The following is a 26,328-nucleotide window of genomic DNA, read 5'->3' as shown; positions in this document are numbered from 1 at the left end:
CGCCGATCATGCAGGTCTCGGGGTCAGAGACCGGTTCGCGTTTGAGCGACAGTTCGATCGGAGGCACCACGTGGCCGAAACCCTGCGGAAGGGCAGCCGGGTCACCGGCACCGCGCGAGAGCGTCTTGCCGCGGACCTGAAGAAGAAGTACGGCCAGGGGCGGAGCATCCGCTCCCTCGCCGAGGAGACCGGACGTTCCTACGGGTTCGTCCACCGCATGCTGACGGAGTCGGGTGTGACCCTCCGCGGCCGCGGCGGCGCCACCCGGGGCAAGGTCAAGGCCTGACGCCGAGACTTCTCCGAACGGACTGAGCCGGCTGGAGCGCGAGAGCGCCCCAGCCGGCTCACGTTCGTTCTGCGGGACCTCAGGCGGCGTCGGCCGCAGCGGCCTTGCGACCCGCGAGGAACTCCCACCCGAGCGCGGCGGCCCAGGCCACCCCGCCGAACAGCGTGAGGTAGAGCCCGAACGCGGCGAACTCGTTCAGGTCGGCGATCGCGACGATCGCCACGATCGCGCCCGCGATGCCGGAGACGGCGACGTAGGCGGGCTGCGGAAGCTTGCGCCGCCCGATCACGTCGGTGCCGAACGCCAGGGCGGCCAGCCCGGCGAGTGCGGCGAGGAGCGTCAGCTTCCCGTCGCCCTCGATGCCGGCCACGCTCAGGCCGAACACCGAGACCCAGGGCAGGAACGCCGCGATCGCGACGACCACCATGCTGCCCGCCGCGATCTGCTGCTGACGGTTCAGGACCGACAACTGGATGGCGCCGGACGAGTTCTGCGCGTTCTGCGTGTGCTGCTCGGTGCTCAAGGTTCCCCCGTCTGCTCGTTGGTGTGCCCCGGTGCGGGGCTCCTGAGCGCTTCGAGCCCGGGTCGCCGGTCTGCGTTCCCACCCAGAGCGGATTCGGGCCCTTCGGACCAGCAGCCATCGGTCAAAGAGCCGCGCGTGTCTCAGTAGGGTTCGGCCATGACCTCTGCTACGTCCGCCGGGAACCCGGTGCAGTCCGACGCCCTCGCCGCCGGCGGGATCCGCCTGGAGGTGGACGGGGCCGTCGCGACGGTCGTCCTCGACCGCGCCGACCGGCGCAACGCGATGACCCCGACGATGTGGCTCGCCCTCGCCGCGGTGCCGGAGCTGCTGCCCGCGGGCGTCCGCGTCGTCGTGATCCGCGGCGACGGCCCGACGTTCTGCGCCGGCCTGGACCTGCGTCTCGCGAGCCCCGAGGGCGTTCCCGGTGAGGGGTCGATGGGGTCGATCATGACCCCGCTCGACGACCAGGGCATCGCCGACCAGGTCGGCATCTGGCAGCAGGGCTTCCTCTGGATGCGCGACCCGCGCTGGATCACCATCGCGTCGGTCCAGGGCGCGGCCGTCGGCGGCGGGTTCCAGCTCGCGCTCTCCGCCGACCTCATGGTCGCCGCCGACGACGCCAAGTTCTGCATGAAGGAGAACGCGCTCGGCCTGGTCCCCGACCTCACCGGCACCAAGCCGCTGGTCGACCGCGTCGGTTACTCCCGCGCCCTGGAGATCTGCGCCACCTCCCGCTGGATCGACGCCGATGAGGCCGGCCGACTCGGCATCGCCCAGCAGGTCGTCCCGGTCGCCGACCTGGAGACCGCCACCGCCGCCCTCGTCTCCGCGCTGCTCGCCACCGTCCCCGCGCCGGGGGTCAAGGTGAAGGAACTCCTCCTCGCCGCCGACCGGCGCGACGTCCACGAGCAGGCCCGCGCCGAGCGTGAGACCCAGGTCTCGTTGCTCCGGGGCATGGCGAATCGGATCAGCGGCGCCTGATTCCCCGCACTGATCGCCGTCAGAGCCGTAGGACGTCCCAGTAGGTGTTGCGGACGGGGGTGCGGCTGGTGGATGAGGTCGTGGTGCCAGCGGCAGAGCAGGGCGAGGTTGTCCTCGTCGGTGAAGCCGTGCTCGCCCCAGTGTTGGAGGTGGTGGCCTTCGCAGTAGGCCGCGGGGCGGGTGCAGCCGGGGAAGACGCAGCCGGTGTCGCGGACGCAGATCGCGATCCATTGCGCGGGGGAGATGGTGCGGCGGCGGCGGCCGAGTTTGAGCGGGGCGCCCTCGGCGGTCATCAGCCGTTGCGCAGAGTCTCGGCGGTGGCGGTGATGACCACGCGGGGCCGTTCGCCGTGGGCGGTGGGCATGGCGCCGTGGCGGACGGCTTGGTGGACGATCTCGCGCATGGCGTCGGCGCGGCGGATCTGCGGGGTGCGCGGGTCGGGGTCGCCGTTCTCGTCGGGGCGGGGTGCGTCCAGGGCGGTCATCGCGGCCTTGAGTTCGGCGATGACCTCGTCGGTGTCGCGCCAGGTCAGGGTCTGGGTGCCGTCCCCTTGCCATGCTGGGTGTGTGGTTACGGTCGGTCTCTGCGCGGTCATGGTGGTTGCGGATGTTCGCGGCCCGGCGTTCGGCGGCGACCTTGTCCCGGGGGAGGTTGCCGTCGGGGTCGATGGCGTCGTCGATGCGCTTGGAGAGCAGGCCCAGGTCCTCGGCGTTGAGCACCTTGGCCTGCTCGAGCAGGAACTCCTCGGCCCAGGTGCGCTGCTCGGCGGTCGCGATCGAGGGCAGGCCGCGCACGACCTTGGCGATCGCGCCGGCTTGTTCGAAGTTCACCGCCCCGTCGGCCAGCGCGGTGGCGGTGGCCGAGCAGTCCTGGCCCAGGGTTGCGGCCAGACGGGTGAGCCGCCCCGCTTCGCGGGGTGAGAGCCGCAGGGCGCCGGAGACGAACGCGCGCAGCGAGGGGGCGCCCGTCGTGGCGGGAACGCCGCGGGTGTCGAGTTCGCGGATCATCCGCACCCCGAGCCCTTGGGCCTTGGAGGTGACCGCGTGCAGGCGTCGGGTGAGCTCGACGCCCTCGGCGTCGGACAGCTGCCAGGCCGCGTCCTGGACCCGCTTGGCCAGGTCGGCCTGCGCCGCCTCGAAGGCGGCGAGCGAGTCCAGCAGTTCCGCTCCCACACCGGTATCCCAGCACCCGCCACTGACAGTCTTCTCCAGCACCGCGAGCCCCAGAAACCCCTATGACATCGTGGTTCTGACGAGGACTCACGGTGGCAACGGTTTGGTGGAGATGTCGTCTCCAATGCAGGGACGAGGCGTCCCGGCCCGCGCCCACCACGGCACGACGGCGGAGTCGTCCCGGCCCGCCCCCACCACAGCACGACGCAGGGCGGCGCGGGGCCGTCTAATCTCGATGGGCAGACGGAGTAGCGGAACACCAGGAGCACCGTGACCTACCAATCCCCGTGGTCGACGTACCGGGCCTACACGAAGGTCAAGCCCGGGAAGGCGGCCCGGGGGACGGCGCGGCGGATCCTGGCTTACGCGCGGCCGTACCGGGGCTGGATCAGCTGGTTTCTCACACTCGTCGTCCTCGACTCGCTCTTGATCGTGGCGACGCCGCTGCTGCTGAAGAAGATCATCGACGACGGGGTGATCCCGGGGGACCGGGGTGTGGTCACGACGTTCGCGTTCGTCGTCGCCGGGATCGCGGTGGCGGACGCGATCCTGACGCTGCTGCAGCGGTGGTACTCGGCGCGGATCGGTGAGGGGCTGATCTACGACCTCCGGACGACGGTCTACGCGCACGTGCAGCGGATGCCGGTGGCGTTCTTCACGCGGACCCAGACCGGGGCGCTGATCTCGCGGCTGAACAGCGACGTGCTCGGGGCGCAGACAGCGTTCACGTCGACGCTGTCGGGGGTCGTGGCGAACTCGGTCAGCCTGGTGATGGTGAGCATCGCGATGCTCTACCTCTCCTGGCAGGTGACGCTGCTCGCGCTGGCGATGCTGCCGGTGTTCGTCGTCCCCGCGAAGTACGTGGGCCGGCGGCTCCAGGAGCTCACGCGCGAGTCGATGGACCACAACGCCGACATGAACACGACGATGGCGGAGCGGTTCAACGTCTCCGGCGCGCTGCTCGTGAAGCTGTTCGGCCGGCCGGACGAGGAGTCCGAGCGGTTCAACGCGGCGGCGGCGGAGGTCCGGCAGATCGGCATCCGCATCGCGATGGCCAACCGGTTCTTCTTCGCGTCGATGGTCCTCGTCACCTCGCTGGCGACCGCGGTCGTCTACGGCGTCGGCGGCCAACTCGCGATCTCCGGCGACCTGTCGGTCGGGACGCTGCTCGCGCTCACCGCGCTCCTGAGCCGGCTCTACGGGCCGTTGACCGCGCTGGCGAACGTCCGCGTCGACGTCGCGTCGGCGCTGGTCTCCTTCGACCGGGTCTTCGAGGTCCTCGACCTGAAACCCTCCATCGACCAGAAGCCGGACGCGACGGAGATCCCGGCCGGCCCGGTTGCGGTGGAGTTCGACTCCGTCGACTTCCGCTACCCGTCAGCTGACGAGGTGTCATTGGCGTCGTTGGAGGCGATCGCGATCCGGGAGCGGGGTCCGTCGGAGCAGGTCCTGTTCGACGTCTCGTTCCGCGCCGAGCCCGGGCAGCTCGTGGCGCTCGTCGGCCCGTCCGGCGCCGGGAAGACGACGATCTCTCACCTCGTGGCTCGCATGTACGACGTGACCGCCGGCAGCGTCCGCATCGGGGAGAACGACGTACGCGACGTGACGACGGCCTCACTGCACGCGACGGTCGGGGTCGTCACCCAGGACGCGCACCTGTTCCACGACACGATCCGCAACAACCTGGGCTACGCGCGGCCGGGCGTCACGGAGGAGGAGATGCTCGCCGCCTGCCGGGACGCGCAGATCCTCGACCTGATCGAGTCCCTGCCGCGCGGGCTCGACACCGTCGTCGGTGATCGGGGCTACCGCCTCTCCGGCGGGGAGAAGCAGCGCCTGGCGCTGGCGCGACTCATGATCAAGGCGCCCTCGGTCGTCGTCCTCGACGAGGCGACCGCGCACCTGGACAGCGAGTCCGAAGCGGCCGTTCAGCGGGCCCTCGCCCACGCGCTCGCGGGGCGGACCTCGATCGTCATCGCGCACCGGCTCTCCACGATCCGCGCCGCGGACCAGATCCTCGTCATCGAGGCCGGCCGGATCGTCGAACGGGGCCGGCACAGCGATCTGCTGGCCGCCGACGCGCTGTACGCGGAGCTGTACCGGACCCAGTTCGCGCCGGTCTGATTCGTCCGGTTTGCGCGGTGTGCCGTCTCGAACGGATCAACGGAAGATCATCCGAACGTATGGTTTCGCGGCTTCCGGAGTCCGCGGGGAACCCCACTGCGTCATAGCGCAGAACCGATCGGGCCGGCGCTGGTCCCGAACGGGAAATGCAACGCCATGGGGGAGACGATGTCGGAGTTCGAGCGCGAGTACGGGGCCGGGTCGCCGTGGGAGGCGTTCTCGACCGAGGGTGAGGCACCCGATCCGTCGTGGAGCCGATCGCGGCTCTCCGAGGAGACCGACGCCTCCCGTGAGCTGCGCGCCGCCCGACTGGTCTACGCGGGCGTCCGCGACGCCGAGCGCGTCGCCGCCGTCATCTACGGCTCGATCTTCCGGCGCATCAAGGTCCACGTCGTGGGCCTGGAGAACGACCTGCAGTGGGTCTCCGCCGTCGAGGCGATGTGGGCCGCCGGCATCGTGGTCGTCCTCGAGGACATCGCACCGACCGAGTTCGACGAGCCCGCCTCCGCCGGCCTGCCGACCGACGCCGAGGTCCGCGCCGCCGACCTGCTCGTGCTGACCGGGCACTACGAGAACGACGCCAACATCCTGGCGCAGGCCCAGCGCTGCGGCACTCCGGCCGTTCCGCTGCGCGCGCTCGTGCAGAGCTAGACACAGACAGTTACGCAGCGCTCTCACCCGGACGGGTGAGCGAGAGCGAAACGTCGCACCCTCGTCCCGCGATATCCGGGGGACGAGGAGGTGCGCATGCGGACATTCCCGGCGGCCGGACCGGACCTGACGGGTGATCGCGGCGTCACGTGGGGTGACGCGGCTCCGCGCGTCTACCTCGCCGGGCCCCGGACCTGCCTCGACCCGGACGGCTCCGCGGCCCTGGCCGCGACGCTGCTCGACCTCGGGCTGATCGACGCCCGGCCCGCGGACGCCTTCGTCGTCGCCGCGGCCGCCCTGCGCGCCGCGGGCGCCGCCGTGACCAGCCCCGCCGAGGCGCCCTGGTGGTGCGGCGCCGAGACCGACATCGAGGAACTGCGTGCCGGCCGCGCCGCGGACGCCGCTGCGCGGGCCGCGGCCGACCTCGTCGTGGTGCTCGACGGCTGGCTCGACGTCCCCGGGGCCGTCGACGGCCCCGTGATCACCGCGCGCACCGCCGGGGTACCCGTCGTGTCGGTCGCCGACGCGCTGGCCCTGCTGGCCGCGACGGGGAGCTCGACCGGGAGCTCTACCGGGAGTTCTACAGAGAGCGCAGCGCTCCACCGTCGACCGGCAGCATGACGCCGGTCAGGTAGGACGCCGCTGGGCTCAGCAGGAACGCGGCGGCCCGGCCGAACTCCATCGGTTCGCCGTAGCGGCGCAACGGGATCGCCGCGCTGTGGCGGGCGCGGCTCTCCTCCGGGTCGACGCCGGCGAGAGTGTCGAGGTCGCGGATCCGGTCGGTGGCGATGCGGCCCGGCAGCAGCGCGTTCACGCGCACGCCGCGGGGGCCGAGCTCGTCCGCCATCGTCTTGGCGACCATGCCCAGGCCCGGGCGCAGCCCGTTCGAGACGGCGAGGCCGGGGATCGGGGCCCGCACCGAGGCCGAGAGCACGAAGCAGATCGAACCGCCGTCACCGAGGCCGTTCGCGGTGGCGCGCGCGGTCCGGACCGCGCCGAGGAAGACCGACTCGAAGCCGGTGCGCCACTGCTCGTCGGTGGTGTCCATCGCGGACCCCGGGGGCGGGCCGCCGACGCTGATCAACGCGCCGTCCAGCTGCCCGAACCGGGCGTTCGCCGCGGCGACCAGGCGCTCGGCGGTGCCGGGCTTCCCGAGGTCCTCCGCGAGGCCCACGGCCACGTCCGGGCCGAGCTTGTGGGCAGCCTCGGTCACCGACGCCTCGTCGCGGGCGGCCAGGACGACCCGCGCGCCCTCGGACACGAGCACCGTCGCCGTCGCGAAACCCAGCCCCCGGCTCCCGCCGGTGACCAGGTAGACGCGCCCCTCCAAGCCCAGGTCCATGGCCCGCATCCTGCCCGACCACACCTGTCACACACGACCCGGCGCGGGCGTGGTGCCGGTCGCACCAAGATCAACATTACGAAGAGTGATCACGTTTCGGATCGCGTTAAGGTCGGGCCGTGATGCCAGAGACGATCGATGCCGCCGAGGTGCGCGGCTGGTTCCAGCGCGCGGAACGGGTCACCGTCCTGAGCGGGGCGGGCGTGTCGACCGGCTCCGGGATCCCGGACTTCCGCGGACCCCGGGGCGTCTGGACGCGAAACCCGGACGCGCAGCGGATGTTCTCCCTCGACGAGTACGTGCGCGACCCCGATCTGCGGGCGAGGGCCTGGATCAACCGGCGCGACCACCCGGCCTGGACCGCGCAGCCGAACGCCGCGCACCGCGCGCTGGTCGACCTCGAGCGCTCCGGCCGCCTGCGGGCGCTGTTGACCCAGAACATCGACGGCCTCCATCAGCGAGCCGGCTCGGACCCGGCGAAGGTCCTCGAGCTGCACGGCACGCTCTTCGGCGTCGAGTGCCTGACCTGCAACGCGCAGACCACCATGGAGGCGGCGCTGGCGCGGGTCGCGGCCGGTGAGCCCGACCCCGCGTGCGAGATCTGCGGGGGGATCCAGAAGGCCGCGACGATCTCGTTCGGGCAGGCGCTGCGGGCCGACGTCCTCGACGCGGCGGTGCGCGCCGCGGCCGACTGCGACCTGTTCCTCGCGGTCGGGACCTCCCTGCAGGTCCAGCCCGCCGCCGGGCTCTGCGAGCTGGCGGTGTCGCGCGGCGCGCGGCTCGTCGTCGTCAACGGCGAGCCCACGCCCTACGACCGGATCGCGTCCGCCGTGCTGCGGGACGAGATCTCAGACGTGCTGCCCGCGCTCCTGGCGGGCTGAGTCCGCGCGCAGGTCCGCGGCCTCGCGGCGGGCGAGCAGCACGAAGCCGATCGGCCCGATCATCGCGAAGACGTACCACTGCCAGCCGTAGGACCGGTGCAACAGTTCGCTGCTCGTCCCCGGCAGCTCGCCCGGGTCGGGGGAGTACCGGTTGGCAATGATCGGCACCGGCGGCTTCTGCGTCGCGAGCTGCAGGTAGCCGCCGTGGACCGGATAGGGCAGCGCCGCGGCGATGCCCGCGGTGTCGATGCGCAGTACCTGCGCCTCCGGGAGGTCGTCGGCCGGCTTGGGGGACTCGCTGGGCCGCAGGTAACCGGTGACCGTCACCGTCCCCGTCGGGGTCTCGGGCGGCGTCGGCTCCCCGTTCACCGGCGCCGGGATCCAGCCGCGGTCCACGAGAACCGCCGGCCCGGCGGCGGTGACGACCGGGGTCAGGACGTGGAAGCCCTGCTGGCCGTTGCGCGGGCGGTTGCGGACGTAGAGCTGGTGCTCGACGTCGTACCGGCCCGTCACGGTCACCGCGCGGTACTCGTCCTCGGCGCGGACGCCGGAGCCGACGGGGGAGATCTCCCCGAAGGGCACGGGGGCCGCCTCGGCGTTGTCCTGCACCAGGGAGTTCTGCTGCTCGGCGTCGTGGAGGCGGCCGAACTGCCACCCGGCGAGGAACAGGCACCCGGGCACGGTCAGCGCCGCGACGAGCGCCAGCGCGATCCAGCGCGGCGTCAGCAGGAAGCGGTACCCGGTGCGCGACACCGCCTCACCGTAGCCAGCCGCCCGCCGGGGCCCCGCGGGGTCATCTTTCGGCGGGGGTCGGCAGGAGGTTCCGGCAAACTTTGGCTCCGCGACCAAGCACCACAGCCGCTCCGCACGCTGCCGTCGGGAATGCGAGGTGCTGTACCGGACCTTGCGTCGCAGATGCGGGCGACGATCCCGGCATTTCGGACACCCGGACGTCCTTCCCGCAGGTCAGCCGGGCGAAAAGGCTGCCCGGTAGTCCGGTCCGGACTACTCTGAAACGACTGGTCCCCGCCCGGATCAATCGCTGGGAGTCCCCTTGCTCAAGCTGGCTGACACCTACGGCCGCGTGGCCACGGATCTGCGCGTGTCCCTGACGGACAAGTGCAATCTGCGGTGCACGTACTGCATGCCGGCCGAAGGCCTCGACTGGCTGCCCAAGCCGCAGCTGCTCACCGACGAGGAAATCGTCCGGCTCATCCGCATCGCCGTCACGAAGCTCGGCGTGGAGGAGGTCCGCTTCACCGGCGGCGAGCCCCTCGTCCGCAACGGTTTCGTCGGCATCGTCTCCGAGGTCGCGAAGCTCGACCCGCGCCCCAAGATGTCCGTCACCAGCAACGGCCTCGGCATGGAGCGCCTCGCGCAGCCGCTGAAGGACGCGGGCCTGGACCGCGTGAACATCTCGCTCGACACCGTCGACCCCGAGCTGTTCCACAAGCTGACCCGCCGCGACCGCTGGCACGACGTCGAGCGCGGCCTGGCCGCGGCGCGCGACGCCGGCCTGGTGCCGGTCAAGGTGAACGCCGTCCTCATGCGGGGCCAGAACGACGAGCACCCGGAGGACCTGCTGCAGTTCTGCCTCGACCGCGGCTACGAGCTGCGCTTCATCGAGCAGATGCCGCTCGACGCCCAGCACGGCTGGAACCGCGCGGACATGATCACCGCCGACGAGATCCTGGAGAAGCTGCAGCGCCGCTTCGACCTGACGCCGGAGCCTTCGAGTGTCCGCGGCTCGGCCCCGGCCGAGCGCTGGTACGTCGACGGCGGCCCGGCGACGGTCGGCATCATCGCCAGCGTCACCCGGCCGTTCTGCGGGGACTGCGACCGCGTCCGCCTCACCGCCGACGGTCAGGTCCGCAACTGCCTGTTCGCCCGCGAGGAGTCGAACCTGCGCGACGCGATGCGCGCCGGCGCCACCGACGCCGAGCTCGCGGTCCGCTGGCAGGTCGCGATGCGGGGCAAGAAGGCCGGCCACGGCATCGACGACCCGACGTTCCTCCAGCCCGACCGCCCGATGTCGGCGATCGGCGGCTGACGGCTTGTTGTGAGGTCCGGAGCCGGGCCGAAGCGGGGCAACCGGGCGAGAGAGGCCGGACACGAGCGAACCGGGGCGGCCACGGGGGAAGCCGCCCCGGTTCGCGTCCCGGGGGCCCGGAACAAGGTGTCGTTCAACGGGCGTGACGCGAGTATTACACGCGTTTAGCGGGCTCAGCTGGGCGTTTCCCCAAAGTCACGAGGGCTCCTCGCGTTGCGCCGGGGGCAATTGGGTCCGAAGTGGTAATTGGACCGCGGGCGGCGGGTTGTGGCGGGTGGGCTCCCGGCCGCCGTTCGCGACCACGACGGCGATGTAGGGGAGCACGATCGCCGCGACGAACAGCGACCACCGCAGCAGGCCCTCGGTGACGATCGCGCCGAGGAAGCACACGGTGCGGACGCCCATCGAGATGGCGTACTTGCGCGTCCGCGCCCGGACGTCGTCGGTCAGGCCCGACCGCACGCCGGAGACCTCGAAGACCTCCTGGGCCTGCTTCCGGCGGTAACGCGACACGTGCTCACGGTACGTCCGAACCCCGGTCAATCCGCCCGCCGGGGTGCCGCTGTGCGCCGAACGGCACCGACTGCGAGACGATGCCTCCGGCAGACTGCAGAAACGGGAGAGAACGATGGCCGACCGTACGTACCGCGTCACCGAGATGGTGGGCACCTCGCCCGACAGCATCGAGCAGGCGATCCGCGGTGCGATCGCCCGGGCCAGCCTGACCCTGCGGCACGTCGACTGGTTCGAAGTGACGGAGATTCGCGGCTACATCCGAGACGGGCAGCTCGACCACTACCAGGTCGGCATGAAGCTCGGCTTCCGCCTCGAGGACCCGTGATCGGCCGCGCCCCGGGGCGCAGCGACTCTCCACGCCGTGCTGACGGCTCGTTAGCTTGCTGCTGCCGGTCCTGATCTACTGCGGTCTCTGCACCGCGGTGATCAGTTCGTTGGGTGTGCTCCTGATCCCGACGATCGCGGCGGACCAGGGCGTCTCGCTGGCCGCGGGTCAGTGGGTGCTCACCGTCTCCTCCTTCACCGCCGCCGTCTCGACGCCGGTCCTCGGCCGCCTCGCCGACCGCGGTGACCCGCGCAAGGTGTTGCTCGGCGCGCTCGGCGTCGTCGCGTTCGGCTCGGTGCTGGCCGCGACCGCGACCGAGTTCGCGGTGCTCCTGGTCGGCCGCGCCCTGCAGGGCGTCACCTTTGGCATCGTTCCGGTGACGATGTCGCTCGCGCGCCGGCACCTGCCGGTCGAGCGCCTCCAGTCGGGGATCGCCGCGCTGTCCGTCACCGCGGTGACCGGGATCGGGCTCGGCTACCCGGTCACCGGCGCGGTCGCGGAGTACGGCGACTACCGCGTCGCGTTCTGGATCGCCGTCGCCTTCGCGGGCAGTGCGCTGCTCGTCGTCCCGTTCGTCGTGCCGCCGAGCCCGCCGCTGCGCGGGGCGGGGGGCGAGCCGTTCGACGTCGGCGGCGCCGTGCTGCTCGGCGTCGGGCTGGGAGCGGGCCTGCTCGCGCTGGCCGAGTCGCCGCGGTGGGGCTGGGACTCGCCGGCGGCGCTCGGCCTGCTCGCGGTCAGCGTCGTGGTGCTCGCGCTCTGGGCGCGCTGGGAGGTGCGGGCCCCCGCCCCGCTGATCCGGCTCGACCTGCTGCGGCTGCCGGACGTCCGGCTCGCACAGCTGTCCGCGCTGTGCTTCTGGCTCGCGATGTTCGGGTCGTTCGCGGCGACCGGAACGCTTGCCCAGACTCCGGCGGGCGCCGACTACGGGCCGCACCTGACCGCGTTCGGCGCGGGGTTCGTGATCCTGCCGCTCTCGATCGGCAGCCAGCTCTCCAGCCGGCTCGGGGTCTGGCTCTCCCGGCGGCTCGGGCCGCGGGCGGTGCTCGTCGTCGGGGCGGTCGCGGTGGTGGTCGCGAACAGCGGGCTGTGCGTCTGGCACGGCGAGACGTGGCAACTGCTGCTCGGGCTCCTCGTGCTCGGGGTCGGCGTCGGCGTCGCGCTGAGCACGATGCCGTTGCTGCTGCTCGGTGCGGTGCCGGGGGACCAGCTCGGCAGCTCGATCGCCGCGAACGCCGTGCTGCGGCAGGTGGGTGGTTCGATCGCGTCCGCCATGGTCGGGGCGCTGATCGCGGCCCACACCGTCGACGGGCTGGCGACCGACGACGCCTTCCGCTGGGTGTTCGGGATCGGGGCGCTGATCGGAGTCGCGCTCATGATCAGCCTGGTCGTCGCGACGCTGCGGTCACGCACTGCGCCGACCGCGTGACACTCCGTCCACGATCTCAGCTTTTTCGCAGTTCGAGGGATCCGTCCGCCCCTGCGCGGCGTCGGAGGTCCTGACACCTGGGTACGGAGGGGGACCCCATGAGTCTGATGCTGGAACGCGAGTACGCGCCCGAGTCCGAGCTCGCCGAGAAGGAGCCGCTGGGCAAGACCGTCGCGCGCGTGCTGCTGCTCAGCGTCGTGGTGACCGCTCTCGTCGCCGGTCTGTACATGGCGTTCGGGAACAACGGAGGGACGGACCCGCTCGCCGGGACCCCGACCACGCAGTCCGCCGACAAGGGCGCCAAGCCGGCGCCCGCGAAGCCGAAGCCGCCGACGTACGCGGAGAAGGTCGCGAAGGCCGCCGCCGCGCTGCCGAAGCCGACCGGCATGAGCGCCGACGCCAAGCGCACCGCGCTCGTGAAGTACCTGAACAAGGTCGGCATCAAGGTGACCGCGGCCAGCGCCCCGGCGACCGCCGCCTCGCAGGCCTGCCAGTTCCTCGCGAACGGCATCGCGCCGAGCAAGATGACCGCCGAGGTCGCGTCCGGCAGTGGGTTCACCCGTCCGCAGAGCAAGGCGTTCCTGCTCGGCGCCTCGTCGCTCTACTGCCCGGGCTACGCCAAGAACTTCCGGTAAGCACACCGGTTCGCCGAGCGGCCGACGCGCCCGCCCCCCGCCCGCCGGGAGGCGGGCGCGTCGCGTTCCGCCCGGCTTCTGGTCGGCTTCTACGCTGACGCCATGAGCGTCGTCGTCGAGATACCCGACCTGCCCGACACCATCGCCCGCTACGACCTGGCGTTCCTCGTCAGCGTCTCCGCCGCGGGTCAGCCGCGCTTCCTCGCCCAGCGACCCCGCCTCGAGCCGGGCCCGATGCTCGTCGTCGACAAGGCCGGCGAGGGCACCCGCAAGGCCGCCGACGGCAAGGTCGTCGCCCTGCTCTACCCGAACCCCGACCCCACCCAGCACGCCCTGATCGTCGACGGCACCGCCGAACTCCGCGGCGAGGAACTCTGGATCACCCCCACCGCCGCGATCCTCCACATCCCCCGCTGACCTGACCCCTCAGCGACGTCGACAAGGGGTGACACCCTTTGTCGACGGCTCAGGCGGCGGAGGCGAACGCAGCCAGCAGCCGGGCGAGAAAACCGTCCGGGTCGTCGCGGAGCTCCCGCCAGGTCGTCCGGATGACGATCCACCCGGCGCGGCGGAGGCGGGCTTCGCGGGCCTCCTGGCGGCGCATCGCCTCGCGCGCGTCCCCACACCAGGGGTCGGTGTACTTCAGGTAGCCGTCCACCTCCACCACCACGCGGAAGGCGCGGAAGAACAGGTCCACCCGGCCGATCAGACCGAATGCGTCGAACAGCTCGACCTGGAGCTCCGGGCGCGGAACCTCCTTCCGCTGAGCGCAGACCCAGCGGGCCAGGGACTCCGCGGCGGACTCGGACGACGCGTCGGCGAAGGCCAGGACGTCCAAGGCCTTCTGCCCGTTCGTCCAGCTGGAACAGAACCTGGCTACCGCGTCCATCTCGTCCCGCGGGACGCCGAGGTGCAGTGCGCCGTCGGCAGCGATGAGGCCGTCGATCTCCGAACCCTCCCGCATGAGATCGACCGCCGTTCGCGCCATCGTGGTCAGCGGAACACCGTGGTCGACCACGACGTGCTCGGCGGGCAAGGTTGCCGGACGAACCTCCACCCCGTTGCGTGAGGTTCGCCGCCCGCGGTCGCCGCTGACGAGATCGACGTGCCGTGGGCCCTCGCCGCGGCGGATCTGGGCGATCTCGGTGACGACGGCGCGACCTTCCGGGGTCAGGTCGCGGAGGTGGTCCAACCGCGCGGCGTCCGCGCTCTTCAACGCGTGTGGCTCGAAGGGCATCCCGTGTAGGAAAGCCGCGCTGCGATGCCCACCGACCAACGTGTGGATCGGGGCATCCGGCGACCAGCGCCTGATCAGGAGCGCGCCGGCGACGTCGATACGGTGGCGCCCGCGGGCATCCTCCCGGTCCCAGCGTTCCTGGAACGTATAGATCCCGCGCCGGAGCTCGCGGAGAATTCGGTCGTCGACCAACTGGCGCCGCTGACGGTAGGTCAGACCGGCTTGGGCAGCCTGGAGCGCGCTGAAGACAAACGCCTGCTGCGCGGCCAAAGTGAGGAGTTGTGGTTTCATGCGCGGCATTCTGCGGCGGACCGCTGCGCGCCCCCGTCGCCGTTGTGGACAACTTCCGACGTGTTCGCCCTGTGGACGACCGGGGGTGTCACCCCTTGCCGACGTGGTGGATAAGGGGTGTCACCCCTTGTCGACGTGGTGGATAAAGGGTGTCACCCCTTGTCGACCGGGGCCCGGCGTGGGGTCTGCTCGTCGCCGCGTCAGGATGCTTGCGAGACCGAGCTCATCAGGAACTTGTCGACGCGGACGGGGGGCATCGCGGCGCGGGTGAAGTAGTCGCTCCACTCGCGGGGGAGGCAGGGGGCGGTGGGGCCGATCTCGGTCATCCGGGCGAGCAGGTCGACGGGGGAGACGTTGAACCGGAAGTTGTTCACCGCGCCGACGACGGCGCCGTTCTCGACGAGGTAGACCCCGTCGCGGGTCAGGCCGGTCAGCAGGAGCGTCTGAGCGTCGACCTCGCGGATGTACCAGAGGCACGTCAGCAGCAACGCCCGCTCGGTGCTCGCGATCATCTCCGCCAGCGTGGGGCCGGGGGTGTCCGCCTCGAGGATCAGGTTGTCGACGGGTGGGGTGACACCGCCGCCGGTCTTCGCCGCGGTGTGGCGGGTGTGAATCAGATTGGTCAGCTCGCCGCCGCGGACCCAGTCGGTGGCGCCCATCGTGAGCCCGTTGTCGAAGACCGACGACATGCTCGACGACGACGAGGCGACGACGAACGGGCAGCACTCAAGGCCGGGGGCCGACGGGTCGCTGCGCAGGGTCAGCTTGGCGTCGGTGAGCCGCTCGCCGACGCGCGTCCCGCCGCCAGGCGCTGAGTACACCGTGCGCCCCTCTGCGGCATCGCGGCCGGCGGCGGTCCAGTAGGCGTAGATCATCAGGTCCGAGACGGCCGACGGGGGCAGAATCGTCTCGTAGGTCCCGGCGTCCAGGGCGATCCGGCGCCCCGCCCAGCCCAGACGCTCCGTCAGTTCGGAGTCGAGGGCGTCGACGTCGACGCCGACGAAGTCCGGGGTCGCGACCCCGGCCCAGGCCGAGCGGGCGTAGTCGGCGCTCTTGCCGTTGATCTCGACCTTGCCGGTGGGCTGGACGTGCCGCAGACGCAGGCCGTTCGACGTGCCGAGGTACGTCGTGCTCAGGTTGTGCGACGCGAACCCGAACAGCAGCTGGTCCGCGGTGCGCGCCCGCTCGAACGCGGATCCCAGCCCGGCAGCGAGGTCGGAGAACACGCCGATCGACGTCTCGGCCGGCGGGGCGTCCCAGTCGGTCACGGACGGCGCCTGATCGGGCGTCACCAACGGGCCGGCGTCCTCGGCCGGGTCGTTGCGGCGCGCGGCCTCCTCGGCGGCGCGAACGAGTTCGGGAATCGCGTCCGCGTCGGGGTTGCTGCGCGAGACGACGCCGACGGCGGTCTCGATCCCGGACCCCACGGTCGCGATGACCGTGACGCCCCGGGACCGGCTGACGCCGTTGGTGGTCAGGGTGTTCCCGGCCCAGCGCAGGTTCGCGTCGCTGTCCTCGGAGACGATCACCTGACAGCCGTCGGCGGTCGACGCCGCGAGCGCCCGCTCGACGATCTCCTGAGGCTCCAGCATCGAACTCATCGCCCGGCCTCCGCGAGGGTGTTGAGGACGCGCACGCCGCGGAACAGCGCGACGGGGCAGCCGTGACTGACGGCGGCCACTTGGCCGGGTTGGCCCTTGCCGCAGTTGAACGCGCCGCCGAGCAGGTAGGTCTGCGGGCCGCCGACCGCGGCCATCGAACCCCAGAAGTCGGTGGTCGTCGCCTGGTAGGCGACGTCGCGCACCTGGCCGGCGAGCTTGCCGTTCCTAATCGCGAAGAACCGCTGCCCGGTGAACTGGAAGTTGTACCGCTGCATGTCGATCGACCACGACTTGTCGCCGACGATGTAGAGCCCGTGGTCGATGCCCGCGATCAGGTCCTCGGTTGACGGTCCGTCAGGTGCGGGCTGGAGCGAGACGTTCGCCATCCGCTGGATCGGCGTGTGCGCGGGGGAGTCGGCGAACGCGCAGCCGTTCGATCGGGCCTGCCCGGTCCGGGCAGCGATGCGCCGGTCGAGCTGGTACCCGACCAGGACGCCGTCGGAGACGATCGGCCACGACTGCGTCGCGACGCCCTCGTCGTCCCAGCCGATGGTCGCGAGACCGTGCTCGACGGTCCGGTCGCCGGTGACGTTCATGATCGGCGCGCCGTACTGCAGGGTGTTCAGCTTGTCCGGCGTCGCGAACGACGTCCCAGCGTAGGCGGCCTCGTACCCCAGCGCGCGGTCGAGCTCGGTCGCGTGCCCGATCGACTCGTGGATCGTCAACCACAGGTTCGTCGGGTCGATCAGCAGGTCGTAAGAACCCGGTTCCACCGACGGCGCCGCGAGCTTCTCCGCGAGCAGCCCCGGCAGCGCCGCCAGCTCGGCGTCCCAGTCCCAGCCCACGCCCTGCGTGTACTCCCATCCGCGGCCGGCGGGCGGGGCGACGGTGTCCATCGTCTCGAAGCGTCCGGACCCGGCGTCGATGGCGATCGCGTTGACGTTCGGCTGGATGCGCACCCGCTGCTGGGTCGTCGTCGTGCCCGCGAGGTCGGCGTAGAACTTGTTCTCCAGCACGGCGAGCAGTTCGGCGTCGACGTGCGAGACGCCCGGTGCGCGCAGGACCCGGTTGCTCCAGTCCGCGAGCAGCGCGATCTTCTCCGGCTCGGGGATGCCGAACGGGTCGATCTCGTACGCCGACACCCACGTCACGTCGGGATACACCGGCTCCGGCGCGAGCTCGACCGGCTCGGTGTTGACCGGCCGGCAGATGCGGGCGACCTCGACGGCCTGCTCCGCGGCCCGCACCGCCGCGTCCGGGGTCAGGTCGATGCCGGACGCGAAGCCCCACGTGCCGTCGACGACGACGCGGACGGCGAAGCCGACGTCCTCGGCGTCCGAACTCGCCTCCAGGCGGGCGTCGCGCAGGCGGATCGCCTGGTTGCGCACCCGCTCGAGGCGGAAGTCGGCGTGGGTCGCGCCGAGCGACTGCGCGCGCTGCAGCGCGGCGGCGGCCAGCGCCCGGCCGGGGAGGGCGAGGAAGGCCTCGTCGATCCGGCGGGCGTCGTGAGGAGATCCGTTCGCGGTCACGGCGCCCACCCTAGGCAAGATCCGGTCAGCACCCGGTGACGACGTCCCGGCCGGTGCCGCCGTTGCACCAGTCGTCGCCCCGCCCGCCCGAGAGCCGGTCGCGCCCGGACCCGCCGACGAGCACGTCGTCGCCGGCCCCACCGATCAGGGTGTCGTTGCCCCCGCCGCCGCAGATCAGGTCCGCGCCGCCGCGGCCCTCGATGCGGTCGGCGCCCCCGCGGCCGACGATGACGTCCGAGCGTCTCGTCCCGCGGATCCGGTCCGCCCCGGCGGTGCCGACGATCGTCGCGGGCCGGCCGAGGCACCGCGGGACGGGCTCGGGTGCCCGCGTCTTCGGCGGGGTCGGCGTCGGCTGCGGACGCGGGCCGGGTGGCGCGGCCGGCGGCGGGGTCAGCGGGGAGAACAGCAACCGGTTCGGGGTGCCGGGCCCGGCGTCGGCGATCGCGCCGGGGGTCGCGGTGCGGGTCAGGAGCGACTCGACCTGCGCCGGGGTCGCGCCGGGGTTCGCCTGCAGGTACGTGGCCGCCACCCCGGCGACCAGCGGCGCCGCGTACGAGGTGCCGTCGAGGTCGCCCTCGGCCGAGGTGTCGGTGGCGGGCGAGCTGGAGACGAGGTCGTCGCCCGGCGCGAACAGGTCCACGCACGACCCGATGTTGGAGTACGACGCCCGGGCGTCGTTGATCGTGCTCGCCGCGACGGTGATCGCGGAGCGCTGCGCGGCGGGGGACTCGGTGCAGGCGTCGGCGCCGTCGCGGTTGCCGGCGGCGACGACGGTCGTCACCCCGGCCGCGACGAGGTTCGCCACCGCCGCGTCGAGCGCGTGTCCGCGCACCCCGAGGCTGAGGTTCGCGATCATCGGCGCGGTCGGGTCGGCGGCGCGGGCGGCCAGCACGTGGTTGATCCCGGCGATGACGACGCTGACGGCCGAACTCGCCGTCGAGCCGAAGATGCGGACCGGCACCAGCGTCACGCCCTTGGCCGCGCCCCACGTCCGCCCGCCGAGCAGTCCGGCGACGCGGGTGCCGTGGCCGACCAGGTCGTCGGTGGAGCCGAGGCCGGTGAAGTCCGCACCGGCGGCGACGCGGCCGGCGAACTCGCTGTGCGTCGCCCGCACGCCCGAGTCGATGACGAACGCGGTGACGCCGGTGCCGTCGTTGCCCCAGGTGTACGACCCGTCGAAGGAGCGGCCACGCTGGTCGATGCGGTCCAGCCCCCACGGCGCCGGGGTCTGGGTGGCTCCGAAGGCTGACGGGGTGTCAGCAGAATTCATGCACACCGGCAGGTCGGGCTCGACGGCGGCGACCTCGGCGTCGTCCGCCACCGCCGACTGGGCGCGCGGGGGCAGGGTCGCGGCGTAACCCTTGACCGCGTACTCGTACCGGAAGTGGACGGTCGCGCCCTTCGCCGCCGCCTCGTCGGCCGCGGCCGCGACCTCCGCCGGGGTGGCGTCCTCGTCGAGCAGGACGACGAACCGGTTCCCATCGTAGTCGGCGGCCCGCACCGCGCAGGGGTCGTCGGTCGCCTCCCCGTGCGCCACGGGCGGCCCGACCGGCGCGAGCACCAGGGCGCCGGCGAGCACGGCGGCCCCGGCGACCGCGCGGTTCGACACGGCCTACGGGCGCTTGGCGACCGACACCTTGGCGGTCGCGCCCTTGCCGGCCTTCGAGCGCGCCCACACCTTGCACGTGTACGCGGTCCGCGCCTTCAGCCCGGTCACCTTCGTCGACGGCGCCTTGTCCTTCACCGTGACGACGTGCTTGCGTCCGGTCTTCGCGGTGCAGGTCGCGGTGTACCCGACGATCTTCGAACCGCGGGCCTTGGACTTGGCGTAGGTGAGCTTGACCGCGCTCGCGCTGACCCGCTTCGACGTGAGGTTGCCGGGCTTGGTCGGCGTGATCTTGCCGCGGTGGATCCGGACGTTCCGCTTGGAGAACGTCATGTTGGTCAGGTCGACGCGCAGCGCCCCGCCGATGTCGACGACGCTCGCACTGCCGCTGCCCGACCCCGTGATCACCGGGCTCAGACCGGCCGTGGTCAGCGAACCGGGGGAGTCGATCCCGTAGACCTCTTTGAGGAAGGCGTTGGGGATGACCACGCTCGCGCCGCCCTTGACCAGCGTCGATCCGTCCTGAAGGAAGTGCGAATTGGCGAGCTCGAGCAGGATCATCTGCTCGCCCCTGGCGTCGGAAACGATCTGCGGCGGGATCGAACCGGCGTCGATGTTCGAGCTGTAGTCCATCCCGAGGAACGCGTTGCGCTGGGCGGTGTCCTCCCAGCTCCCGTAGTCGGTGACCCAGCCGCCGAGGTAGCCCTCGCGCTGCGACTCCGCGGTGCTCGGGCACGTCCACGGCACCGAGCCCTGGTCGCACCCGCCGGTCACCAGCACGGGCTTGGCGGTGATCGTCACCCGCCAGTGCGGGTGCCCCGAGGACGGCGGGGTGCGGTTGACGATCACGCCCGTGCCCTTGGTGTCCGTGACCCGCGGGACGATCGACCCGGTGTCGATCGTGATCACGTAGGTGTCGCTGCGGGCGCCGGCGCCGAGCTCCAGGCTCGATCCGCCCTCGCCGGCCGGGCCGGACCAGACGTTCCAGCCGACGTCGCTGGAGGCGCCGTCCGCGCCCGGGGTGCAGATCGTCGAGATCCAGGACGTGTCGAGGGCGGCACCGTTCTTCGTCGCGGAGACGACGGAGCCGCAGGCGGCGGTGGCCGCGGTGGGGGCCGCCGCGGTGGGAGCGGCGGCGAGCGGGGCGAGTCCGGTGACGGCGAGCGTGGTGGCCATCACGGCAGCAGAACGGCGCGCGATCATGGGGACATCCTGGGGCATTCCGGGGGCCCGATAGCGTTCCGGCAGGCCGTGTCGACGTCTCGTGTCGGCCGGTGCGCTCGATCGGGAGGAGCCCACGGTGGCAGACCGCTCCGTACTGGTGACCGGAGGAAACCGCGGCATCGGCCGCGCGATCGCCGAGGCCTTCGTCGCAGCCGGCGACAAGGTCGCGGTCACCTACCGCTCGGGCGAACTGCCCGACGGCGTGCTCGGGGTCAAGTGCGACGTCACCGACGGCGCCGCCGTCGAGGCCGCCTTCGCCGAGGCCGAGGCCGCCCACGGGCCGGTCGAGATCGTCGTCGCCAACGCGGGCATCACCAAGGACACGCTCCTGCTCCGGATGAGCGAGGAGGACTTCACCTCCGTCCTCGACACCAACCTGACCGGCGCCTTCCGGGTCGCCAAGCGCGCCTCGAAGTCGATGCTGCGCCAGCGGAAGGGCCGGATCATCTTCATCTCCTCCGTCGTCGGCCTGCTGGGCTCGCCCGGCCAGGTGAACTACGCGGCCTCGAAGGCCGGCCTGGTCGGCATGGCGCGGTCGATGGCGCGCGAGCTCGGGTCGCGCAGCATCACCGCGAACGTCGTCGCCCCCGGCTTCATCGAGACCGCGATGACCGCGGAGCTGACCGAGGACCGGCAGAAGGAGATCCTTGCGTCAGTCCCGCTGACCCGGTACGGCTCGGTCGAGGAGATCGCCGGCGTCTGCGTGTTCCTCGCCGGGCCGGAGGCCTCCTACATCACCGGCGCGGTCATCCCGGTCGACGGTGGCCTCGGCATGGGCCACTGACGGCTCGACACCCGGACACGCCAGGTTCTGGCGGCCAGTCAGATTCACGAGAGGAAGTCATGTCGCTGCTCGACGGCAAGCGGATCCTGGTCACCGGCGTGCTCACCGACGCCTCGATCGCCTTCCACGTCGCGCGCCTGGCGCAGGAGGAGGGCGCGCAGGTCGTCCTGTCCTCCTACGGGCGCGTGCTGCGCCTGACCGGCCGGATCGCGGGTCGGCTGCCGAAGCCGGCCGAGGTTCTCGAGCTCGACGTCACGAATCCCGAGCACCTGGCCGCGCTGCCGGACAACGTCCGCGGCGCCGGGCTCGACGGCCTCGACGGCGTCGTGCACTCGATCGGCTTCGCGCCCGAGGCCGCGCTCGGCGGGAACTTCCTCGACACGTCGTGGGAGGACGTCGCGACCGCCGTTCAGGTCTCGACCTACTCCTACAAGGCCCTGGCGATGGCGGCCAAGCCGATGTTCCCGTCCTCCGGCGGCTCGATCGTCGGCCTGACGTTCGACGCCACCGTCGCCTGGCCGAAGTACGACTGGATGGGCATCGCGAAGGCGGGCCTGGAGTCCTGCTCGCGGTACCTGGCCAAGTACCTCGGCCCCGAGGGGATCCGGTCGAACCTGGTCGCCGCCGGCCCGATCCGCACGATGGCCGCGAAGTCGATCCCCGGGTTCGACGAGTTCGAGAACGTCTGGACCGAGCGCGCCCCGATCGGGTGGGACCTGAACGACCCGGTCCCGGCCGCCCAGGCCTGCGTGGCCCTGCTCTCGGACTGGTTCCCGGCCACCACCGGCGAGATCGTCCACGTCGACGGCGGCGTCCACGCGATGGGTGGCTGACGCGAGACCCGGTTCTGGTCGGCAGGCGAAAACAGCAGGTGAGGGCGCCGCGACCGTGCGCTTTCAGGTCGTCATGGAAGACTGGCGGGATGGACGACGGAGGTAGTAGTAGTCCGGGGCCGGCGCCACTGCCGCCGCGCCTCGGAAACCCGGGAGACCCGCCGCCCGCCCGCAGCGGCCGGCAGTTGGCGCTGGTCTTCGGCTCGATGACCCTGTTCTTCGTGGTGCTGGTCGCGCTGTCGATCTGGGGGTCGAAGAACGGATGAAGCGCCGCTTGGTCCTGCTCCGGCACGCAAAGGCCGAGCGGGGTAGCACCACCGATCACGAGCGCCCGCTGACCGCCCGCGGCCGCGCCGACGCCATCGCCGCCGGCCGCTGCCTGGCCGAGTCGAAACTGGCCCCCGACCTCACGATCTGCTCGACGGCGACGCGGGCCAAGGAGACCTGGGTCCTCGCCGCCACCGAGCTGGAGGACGGCATCGAGACGACCTACGAGCGCGCGGTCTACCACGCCGACCTCGAGGACCTCGTCGCCCTGCTCCGCGAGACCCCGGACGACGTGCAGACGCTGCTCCTCGTCGGCCACAACCCCGGCCTGCACTACCTCGTGCAGACGCTGGCCGGCAGCGGCCCGGAGCACCTGCTGCGCGAGGCCCGGGAACACCTCGCCACCTCCGGCATCGCGGCGCTGGAGTTCGACGTGCCCTGGTCCGAGCTGGATCCCGGCGCCGGTCGGCTCTTCGAGTACGTGGTCGCCCGGGGCTGACGGTGTCCCGCGCGCGCACCACCGGCGTCGGAGCGGTGCTGCTCGCGCTCAGCGCCCTCGCCGCCTGCAGCGACGACGGGGCACAGCCCGCCGGTGCGGAGGCGCCGTCGGCGAGCACCGCTCCGTCGGTGGTTCCGACGGCCTCCCCCGACGCCCCGGACGGCCCCGCGCTGCCCGAGGTGACCGACGAGCGGTCGCTGGCGGCGGTGATGCGGGAGGAGCTCCCGGCGAGCCGGATCCGGACGGTTGCGGTCGAGTCGCGGACCGACGCGTACACACGGTCCCGGGTCACCTACCGGGCGGGGGACCTGACGATCTCCGGCGTCCTCCTGCGCCCCCGGGGCGAGGGTCCGTTCCCCGGCGTCGTGCTCAACCACGGGTACATCGACCCGGACGTCTACCGGCCGGGCCAGGGGCTCGCCCGGGAGCAGGACCGGCTCGCCCGGGCCGGGTTCGTCGTCCTGCACACCGACTACCGGGGGCACGCGGGCTCCGACGAGCCCGTCGACGACTTCGACCGGGAGAGCCGTCTCGGCTACACCCGCGACACGATCGCGGCCGTCCTCGCGCTCGAGCAGGAGCCGTACGTCGACGCGGACCGGATGGCGATGCTCGGCCGGTCCATGGGCGGTGGAGTGACGCTGAACGCGCTCGTCGTCCGGCCCGGCCTGGTCGAGGCCGCGATCATCTACGCCTCCGTCAGTTCACTGCTCCACGAGAACGTCGAGCACTTCACCCGGCGCAGCCGGCCGAACCAGGCCGACCGGATCTACGCCGAGTACGGCACGCCCGACGAGGCGCCGGAGTTCTGGGCGGGCCTGTCCGCCCGGTCGCACTTCGACCGCGTCTCCGACCCGCTGCTGATCCACCACGGCCGCGTCGACGACACCTGCCCGTACCGGTGGGCGACCGCCACCCAGCGCGCGCTGGTGGACGCCGGTGCCGACAGCGAACTGCTGACCTACGACGGCGAGGGCCACACGTTCTACAGCCGCTGGTCGGAGTCGATGGACCGGACGATCGCCTTCCTCCGCCGCCACCTGGGCATCTCGCCCCGGTCCTGAGTCAGTTGGGGGCGAGGGCGTCGAGGGCGTCGGCGGCCTCGACCTCCTCGCGGGAGATGCCGAGCAGGAACAGCAGGGCGTCGAGGTAGGGCACGTTGATCGCGGCCCGGGCCTGCCGGCGGACCAGCGGCTTGGCGTTGAACGCGACGCCGAGGCCGGCCTTCGCGAGCATGTCGAGGTCGTTCGCGCCGTCGCCGATCGCGACGGTCTGCGAGAGCGGGACCCCCGCGAGCGAGGCGAACTGCTCGAGCGCCCGCGCCTTGAACGCGCGGTCGACGACCGGCCCCACCACCTGGCCGGTGAGTTTCCCGTCGACGATCTCGAGCGTGTTCGCCGCGGCGTAGTCGAGGCTGAGTTCAGCGACGAGACCGTCGGTGATCTGGGTGAACCCGCCGGAGACGATCGCGACCTCGTGGTCGAGCCGCTTCAGCGTCCGGATCAGCGTCCGGGCGCCCGGGGTGAGCTTGACCGACGCGCGCACCTCGTCGATGGCCGAGGCGTCGAGCCCCGCAAGCAGGGCGACGCGGGCGCGGAGGGACTGCTCGAAGTCGAGCTCCCCGCGCATGGCGGCCTCGGTGATCTCCGCGACCTGCTCGCCGAAGCCGGCGTGCGCGGCCAGCATCTCGATGACCTCGCCCTGGATCAGCGTCGAGTCGACGTCCATCACGACGAGCCGCTTGCCCCGGCGGTGCAGCCCGGCCGGGTGCACGGCGATGTCGACGCCACGGGCCGAGGCCTCGGCGGCGAGGGCGATCCGCAGGTCCTCGGTGTCCGTGACGCCCGAGACGTCTAGCTCGAGGCTGGTGACGGGGGAGCGGGACAGCCGCATGATCCGGTCGATGTTCGCCCCGCGCTCGGCGATCCGCGCCGCGACGCCGGCCATCGCCGCGGTCCGCAGCGGGTGGCCGAGGACGGTCACGTGCAGCCGCCCGTCGCGGCGGGGCAGGTTGTCGCCGGTGCCGGATGCGATCTCGACGTCCATGCCCAGCTCGGTCGCGACCTTGGTGACCGCGGCACGCAGCCCGGCCTCCTCGGTCCCCGGCGCGACCAGCACCCCGAGCACGAGCCGGCCGCGGATCACGACCTGCTCGACGTCGACGACCTCGACGTCGTACCCCACCAGCGCGTCGAACAGGGCCGCGGTCACGCCGGGACGGTCCCGCCCGGTGATCGTCACGAGAAGGGTGCGGTCGGCGGCCATCTACCGCGTCATCTCCGGGTGGGTCATGGCAGTTCCAGCGTGGTGCCCTTCGCGACCACGCGGATGCCTTCGTCGGTGATCGAGACGCGCTTGAGGTCGGCGTCCTTGTCGTGGACGCCGAGCTGGAAGCCGTCGGGGACGACCACGTTCTTGTCGAGGATCGCGTTGCGGACGACGGCGTCCTGCCCGATCCGTACGCCGTCGAGGAGCACACAGCCCTCGACACGCGCGTTGCGGCCGACCACGACGCCGGGGGAGAGCACCGAGCGCTCGACCGAGCCCGCGACCTGGACGCCGTCGGAGACCATCGACTCGACGGCGTGGCCGGTGACGCCCTCGGTCCCGCCGACGAAGCGAGCCGGCGGCCACGGGTCCTGGAGGGTGTAGATCGGCCACTCGCGGTTGTAGAGGTTGAACGCGGGGTTGGCCGAGATCAGGTCCATGTGCGCCTCGTAGAAGGCGTCCAGGGTCCCGACGTCGCGCCAGTAGGCGATCTCCCGCCCGGGCGGGCCGGGCACCTCGTTGCGCGAGAAGTCGTAGACGCCGGCCTGCCCCTGGGCGACCAGCTTCGGGATGATGTTGCCGCCGATGTCGTGCCGGCTGGTCGGATCCATCGCGTCCTCGGTGACCGCGCGCACCAGCGTCGAGGTCTTGAAGACGTAGTTGCCCATCGAGGCGTAGATCTCGTCGGGGGAGTCCGGCAGGCCCGGCGGGTCCGTCGGTTTCTCCTGGAACTTGGCGATCTTGGTGCCGGAGTCGTCGGCGGTGATGACGCCGAACTGGTCCGCAAGGCTGCGCGGCTGGCGGACGGCGGCGACCGTCACCCCGAGGCCGGACTCGACGTGCTCGGCGACGAGCTGGCGCGGGTCCATCCGGTAGATGTGGTCCGCCCCGAAGACGATGATGTGCTCGGGCTGCTCGTCGTCGATCAGGTTCAGGTTCTGGAAGATCGCGTCGGCCGAGCCGGCGAACCAGTGCGGCCCCCGGCGCTGCTGGGCGGGGACCGGCGTGACGTAGTTGCCGAGCATCGTCGACATGCGCCAGGTCCGGGAGATGTGCCGGTCGAGGCTGTGATTCTTGTACTGCGTCAGCACGACGATCTTGAGGTAACCGCCGTTGACCAGGTTCGACAGCACGAAGTCGATCAACCGGTAGATGCCGCCGAAGGGCACAGCGGGCTTGGCCCGGTCACCGGTCAACGGCATCAGCCGCTTGCCCTCGCCGCCGGCGAGGACGATCGCAAGAACCCGGGGCGACGCCATGCCCGTGAGGTTAGTCCC

At 72.0% G+C, this 26,328-nt stretch carries 28 protein-coding genes and 1 pseudogene; 16 read left to right on the top strand and 13 right to left on the bottom strand.

The window, feature by feature from the left end:
* The first annotated feature begins 70 nt into the window (after nucleotides 1–70).
* Nucleotides 71–286 (top strand): helix-turn-helix domain-containing protein, encoded by a 216-nt coding sequence (locus tag SPOPO_RS0122520; protein WP_019877375.1) that lies wholly within the window; start codon nucleotides 71–73, stop codon nucleotides 284–286.
* Nucleotides 287–365: 79 nt separating this feature from the next.
* Here the strand turns inward: SPOPO_RS0122520 and SPOPO_RS0122515 are convergent, their stop codons facing one another.
* Nucleotides 366–809 (bottom strand): hypothetical protein, encoded by a 444-nt coding sequence (locus SPOPO_RS0122515; RefSeq protein ID WP_019877374.1) that lies wholly within the window; start codon nucleotides 807–809, stop codon nucleotides 366–368.
* A gap of 156 nt (nucleotides 810–965) precedes the next feature.
* Here SPOPO_RS0122515 and SPOPO_RS0122510 point away from each other — a divergent pair, with 156 nt between their 5' ends.
* Nucleotides 966–1,790: an enoyl-CoA hydratase/isomerase family protein gene (locus SPOPO_RS0122510; protein WP_051098424.1), complete on the top strand. Its 825-nt coding sequence runs from the start codon at nucleotides 966–968 to the stop codon at nucleotides 1,788–1,790.
* Nucleotides 1,791–2,082: 292 nt separating this feature from the next.
* Here SPOPO_RS0122510 and SPOPO_RS35965 read toward each other — a convergent pair whose 3' ends face one another.
* Both SPOPO_RS35965 and SPOPO_RS36185 read right to left on the bottom strand, forming a co-directional pair.
* The gene (locus tag SPOPO_RS35965; protein ID WP_019877372.1) at nucleotides 2,083–2,385 is read right to left on the bottom strand and encodes a DUF222 domain-containing protein; all 303 of its coding nucleotides are present in this window, start codon (nucleotides 2,383–2,385) and stop codon (nucleotides 2,083–2,085) included.
* 64 nt (nucleotides 2,386–2,449) lie between these two features.
* Nucleotides 2,450–2,797: pseudogene (locus tag SPOPO_RS36185) on the bottom strand (DUF222 domain-containing protein); the annotation flags it as partial.
* A gap of 435 nt (nucleotides 2,798–3,232) precedes the next feature.
* Here SPOPO_RS36185 and SPOPO_RS0122490 point away from each other — a divergent pair.
* The 3 genes from SPOPO_RS0122490 (at nucleotide 3,233) to SPOPO_RS0122480 (ending at nucleotide 6,358) form a co-directional block, all read left to right on the top strand.
* Nucleotides 3,233–5,086: an ABC transporter ATP-binding protein gene (locus SPOPO_RS0122490; protein WP_019877369.1), complete on the top strand. Its 1,854-nt coding sequence runs from the start codon at nucleotides 3,233–3,235 to the stop codon at nucleotides 5,084–5,086.
* A gap of 168 nt (nucleotides 5,087–5,254) precedes the next feature.
* Nucleotides 5,255–5,737, top strand: a complete 483-nt coding sequence (locus SPOPO_RS0122485) for a hypothetical protein (protein WP_156870147.1) — start codon at nucleotides 5,255–5,257, stop codon at nucleotides 5,735–5,737.
* A gap of 96 nt (nucleotides 5,738–5,833) precedes the next feature.
* Entirely contained in the window at nucleotides 5,834–6,358 is a 525-nt protein-coding gene (locus SPOPO_RS0122480) for a hypothetical protein (protein WP_019877366.1), read from the top strand.
* On the opposite strand, the gene SPOPO_RS0122475 is transcribed toward SPOPO_RS0122480, so the two are convergent.
* A complete protein-coding gene (locus SPOPO_RS0122475) occupies nucleotides 6,318–7,079 on the bottom strand; it encodes an SDR family oxidoreductase (protein WP_019877364.1) in 762 nt (253 codons plus the stop codon). The genes SPOPO_RS0122480 and SPOPO_RS0122475 overlap by 41 nt on opposite strands.
* Before the next feature lie 122 nt (nucleotides 7,080–7,201).
* Here SPOPO_RS0122475 and SPOPO_RS0122470 point away from each other — a divergent pair, with 122 nt between their 5' ends.
* Nucleotides 7,202–7,960: an SIR2 family NAD-dependent protein deacylase gene (locus tag SPOPO_RS0122470; protein ID WP_028985030.1), complete on the top strand. Its 759-nt coding sequence runs from the start codon at nucleotides 7,202–7,204 to the stop codon at nucleotides 7,958–7,960.
* Here SPOPO_RS0122470 and SPOPO_RS31170 read toward each other — a convergent pair.
* Nucleotides 7,928–8,713, bottom strand: a complete 786-nt coding sequence (locus tag SPOPO_RS31170; protein ID WP_019877362.1) for an SURF1 family cytochrome oxidase biogenesis protein — start codon at nucleotides 8,711–8,713, stop codon at nucleotides 7,928–7,930. The two genes, SPOPO_RS0122470 and SPOPO_RS31170, sit on opposite strands and share 33 nt — an antisense overlap.
* A 301-nt stretch (nucleotides 8,714–9,014) precedes the next feature.
* On the opposite strand from SPOPO_RS31170, the gene moaA reads away from it, so the two are divergent.
* Nucleotides 9,015–10,010: a GTP 3',8-cyclase MoaA gene (gene moaA, locus SPOPO_RS0122460; protein ID WP_019877361.1), complete on the top strand. Its 996-nt coding sequence runs from the start codon at nucleotides 9,015–9,017 to the stop codon at nucleotides 10,008–10,010.
* 195 nt (nucleotides 10,011–10,205) lie between these two features.
* Here moaA and SPOPO_RS0122455 read toward each other — a convergent pair whose 3' ends face one another.
* Nucleotides 10,206–10,523 (bottom strand): DUF3099 domain-containing protein, encoded by a 318-nt coding sequence (locus tag SPOPO_RS0122455; protein WP_019877360.1) that lies wholly within the window; start codon nucleotides 10,521–10,523, stop codon nucleotides 10,206–10,208.
* 115 nt (nucleotides 10,524–10,638) lie between these two features.
* Here SPOPO_RS0122455 and SPOPO_RS0122450 point away from each other — a divergent pair, with 115 nt between their 5' ends.
* The 4 genes from SPOPO_RS0122450 to SPOPO_RS31165 all read left to right on the top strand — a co-directional run bounded on the left by SPOPO_RS0122450 (nucleotide 10,639) and on the right by SPOPO_RS31165 (nucleotide 13,329).
* On the top strand, nucleotides 10,639–10,851 hold the full coding sequence (locus tag SPOPO_RS0122450) for a dodecin (protein ID WP_019877359.1): 213 nt from the start codon (nucleotides 10,639–10,641) through the stop codon (nucleotides 10,849–10,851).
* Between the two features lie 55 nt (nucleotides 10,852–10,906).
* Nucleotides 10,907–12,277 (top strand): MFS transporter, encoded by a 1,371-nt coding sequence (locus tag SPOPO_RS0122445; protein WP_019877358.1) that lies wholly within the window; start codon nucleotides 10,907–10,909, stop codon nucleotides 12,275–12,277.
* A gap of 98 nt (nucleotides 12,278–12,375) precedes the next feature.
* Nucleotides 12,376–12,912 carry a DUF732 domain-containing protein gene (locus SPOPO_RS0122440; protein ID WP_019877356.1) on the top strand — a complete coding sequence of 179 codons (537 nt, stop codon included), beginning with the start codon at nucleotides 12,376–12,378 and terminating at the stop codon, nucleotides 12,910–12,912.
* Between the two features lie 102 nt (nucleotides 12,913–13,014).
* Complete coding sequence (locus SPOPO_RS31165) at nucleotides 13,015–13,329, top strand: hypothetical protein (protein WP_019877355.1); 315 nt, start codon at nucleotides 13,015–13,017, stop codon at nucleotides 13,327–13,329.
* A gap of 49 nt (nucleotides 13,330–13,378) precedes the next feature.
* Here the strand turns inward: SPOPO_RS31165 and SPOPO_RS33195 are convergent, their stop codons facing one another.
* From SPOPO_RS33195 to SPOPO_RS0122410, 5 genes are all read right to left on the bottom strand, one after another.
* Nucleotides 13,379–14,149 (bottom strand): hypothetical protein, encoded by a 771-nt coding sequence (locus SPOPO_RS33195; protein WP_169577223.1) that lies wholly within the window; start codon nucleotides 14,147–14,149, stop codon nucleotides 13,379–13,381.
* Between the two features lie 491 nt (nucleotides 14,150–14,640).
* Nucleotides 14,641–16,041 carry a metallopeptidase TldD-related protein gene (locus tag SPOPO_RS0122425; RefSeq protein WP_019877352.1) on the bottom strand — a complete coding sequence of 467 codons (1,401 nt, stop codon included), beginning with the start codon at nucleotides 16,039–16,041 and terminating at the stop codon, nucleotides 14,641–14,643.
* Nucleotides 16,038–17,579 carry a TldD/PmbA family protein gene (locus SPOPO_RS0122420; protein WP_019877351.1) on the bottom strand — a complete coding sequence of 514 codons (1,542 nt, stop codon included), beginning with the start codon at nucleotides 17,577–17,579 and terminating at the stop codon, nucleotides 16,038–16,040. The genes SPOPO_RS0122425 and SPOPO_RS0122420 overlap by 4 nt, the downstream gene beginning before the upstream one ends.
* A gap of 16 nt (nucleotides 17,580–17,595) precedes the next feature.
* On the bottom strand, nucleotides 17,596–19,179 hold the full coding sequence (locus tag SPOPO_RS31155) for a S8 family serine peptidase (RefSeq protein ID WP_051098423.1): 1,584 nt from the start codon (nucleotides 19,177–19,179) through the stop codon (nucleotides 17,596–17,598).
* 3 nt (nucleotides 19,180–19,182) lie between these two features.
* A complete protein-coding gene (locus SPOPO_RS0122410; RefSeq protein WP_084671448.1) occupies nucleotides 19,183–20,379 on the bottom strand; it encodes a fibronectin type III domain-containing protein in 1,197 nt (398 codons plus the stop codon).
* A 97-nt stretch (nucleotides 20,380–20,476) separates the two neighbouring features.
* Between SPOPO_RS0122410 and fabG the strand changes: the two genes are divergently transcribed.
* The 5 genes from fabG (at nucleotide 20,477) to SPOPO_RS0122385 (ending at nucleotide 23,847) form a co-directional block, all read left to right on the top strand.
* Nucleotides 20,477–21,184, top strand: coding sequence for a 3-oxoacyl-[acyl-carrier-protein] reductase (gene fabG, locus SPOPO_RS0122405; RefSeq protein ID WP_028985028.1), 708 nt, complete (start codon nucleotides 20,477–20,479; stop codon nucleotides 21,182–21,184).
* A 59-nt stretch (nucleotides 21,185–21,243) separates the two neighbouring features.
* Complete coding sequence (fabI, locus tag SPOPO_RS0122400) at nucleotides 21,244–22,017, top strand: enoyl-ACP reductase FabI (protein WP_019877348.1); 774 nt, start codon at nucleotides 21,244–21,246, stop codon at nucleotides 22,015–22,017.
* Nucleotides 22,018–22,106: 89 nt separating this feature from the next.
* A complete protein-coding gene (locus SPOPO_RS34545) occupies nucleotides 22,107–22,283 on the top strand; it encodes a hypothetical protein (RefSeq protein ID WP_156870137.1) in 177 nt (58 codons plus the stop codon).
* The gene (locus SPOPO_RS0122390; RefSeq protein WP_019877347.1) at nucleotides 22,280–22,783 is read left to right on the top strand and encodes a SixA phosphatase family protein; all 504 of its coding nucleotides are present in this window, start codon (nucleotides 22,280–22,282) and stop codon (nucleotides 22,781–22,783) included. The genes SPOPO_RS34545 and SPOPO_RS0122390 overlap by 4 nt, the downstream gene beginning before the upstream one ends.
* 2 nt (nucleotides 22,784–22,785) lie before the next feature.
* On the top strand, nucleotides 22,786–23,847 hold the full coding sequence (locus SPOPO_RS0122385; protein WP_019877346.1) for an alpha/beta hydrolase family protein: 1,062 nt from the start codon (nucleotides 22,786–22,788) through the stop codon (nucleotides 23,845–23,847).
* A 1-nt stretch (nucleotide 23,848) separates the two neighbouring features.
* On the opposite strand, the gene serB is transcribed toward SPOPO_RS0122385, so the two are convergent.
* Nucleotides 23,849–25,048, bottom strand: coding sequence for a phosphoserine phosphatase SerB (gene serB / locus SPOPO_RS0122380; protein WP_019877344.1), 1,200 nt, complete (start codon nucleotides 25,046–25,048; stop codon nucleotides 23,849–23,851).
* 23 nt (nucleotides 25,049–25,071) lie between these two features.
* Nucleotides 25,072–26,310 carry a glucose-1-phosphate adenylyltransferase gene (gene glgC / locus SPOPO_RS0122375; protein ID WP_019877343.1) on the bottom strand — a complete coding sequence of 413 codons (1,239 nt, stop codon included), beginning with the start codon at nucleotides 26,308–26,310 and terminating at the stop codon, nucleotides 25,072–25,074.
* Nucleotides 26,311–26,328: the final 18 nt, after the last annotated feature.

This window comes from Sporichthya polymorpha DSM 43042 (genome assembly GCF_000384115.1).
Taxonomy (GTDB): Bacteria; Actinomycetota; Actinomycetes; order Sporichthyales; family Sporichthyaceae; genus Sporichthya; species Sporichthya polymorpha.
Note: the sequence above shows the minus strand (reverse complement) of the source record. Positions and strands in the feature narration are given on the sequence as shown.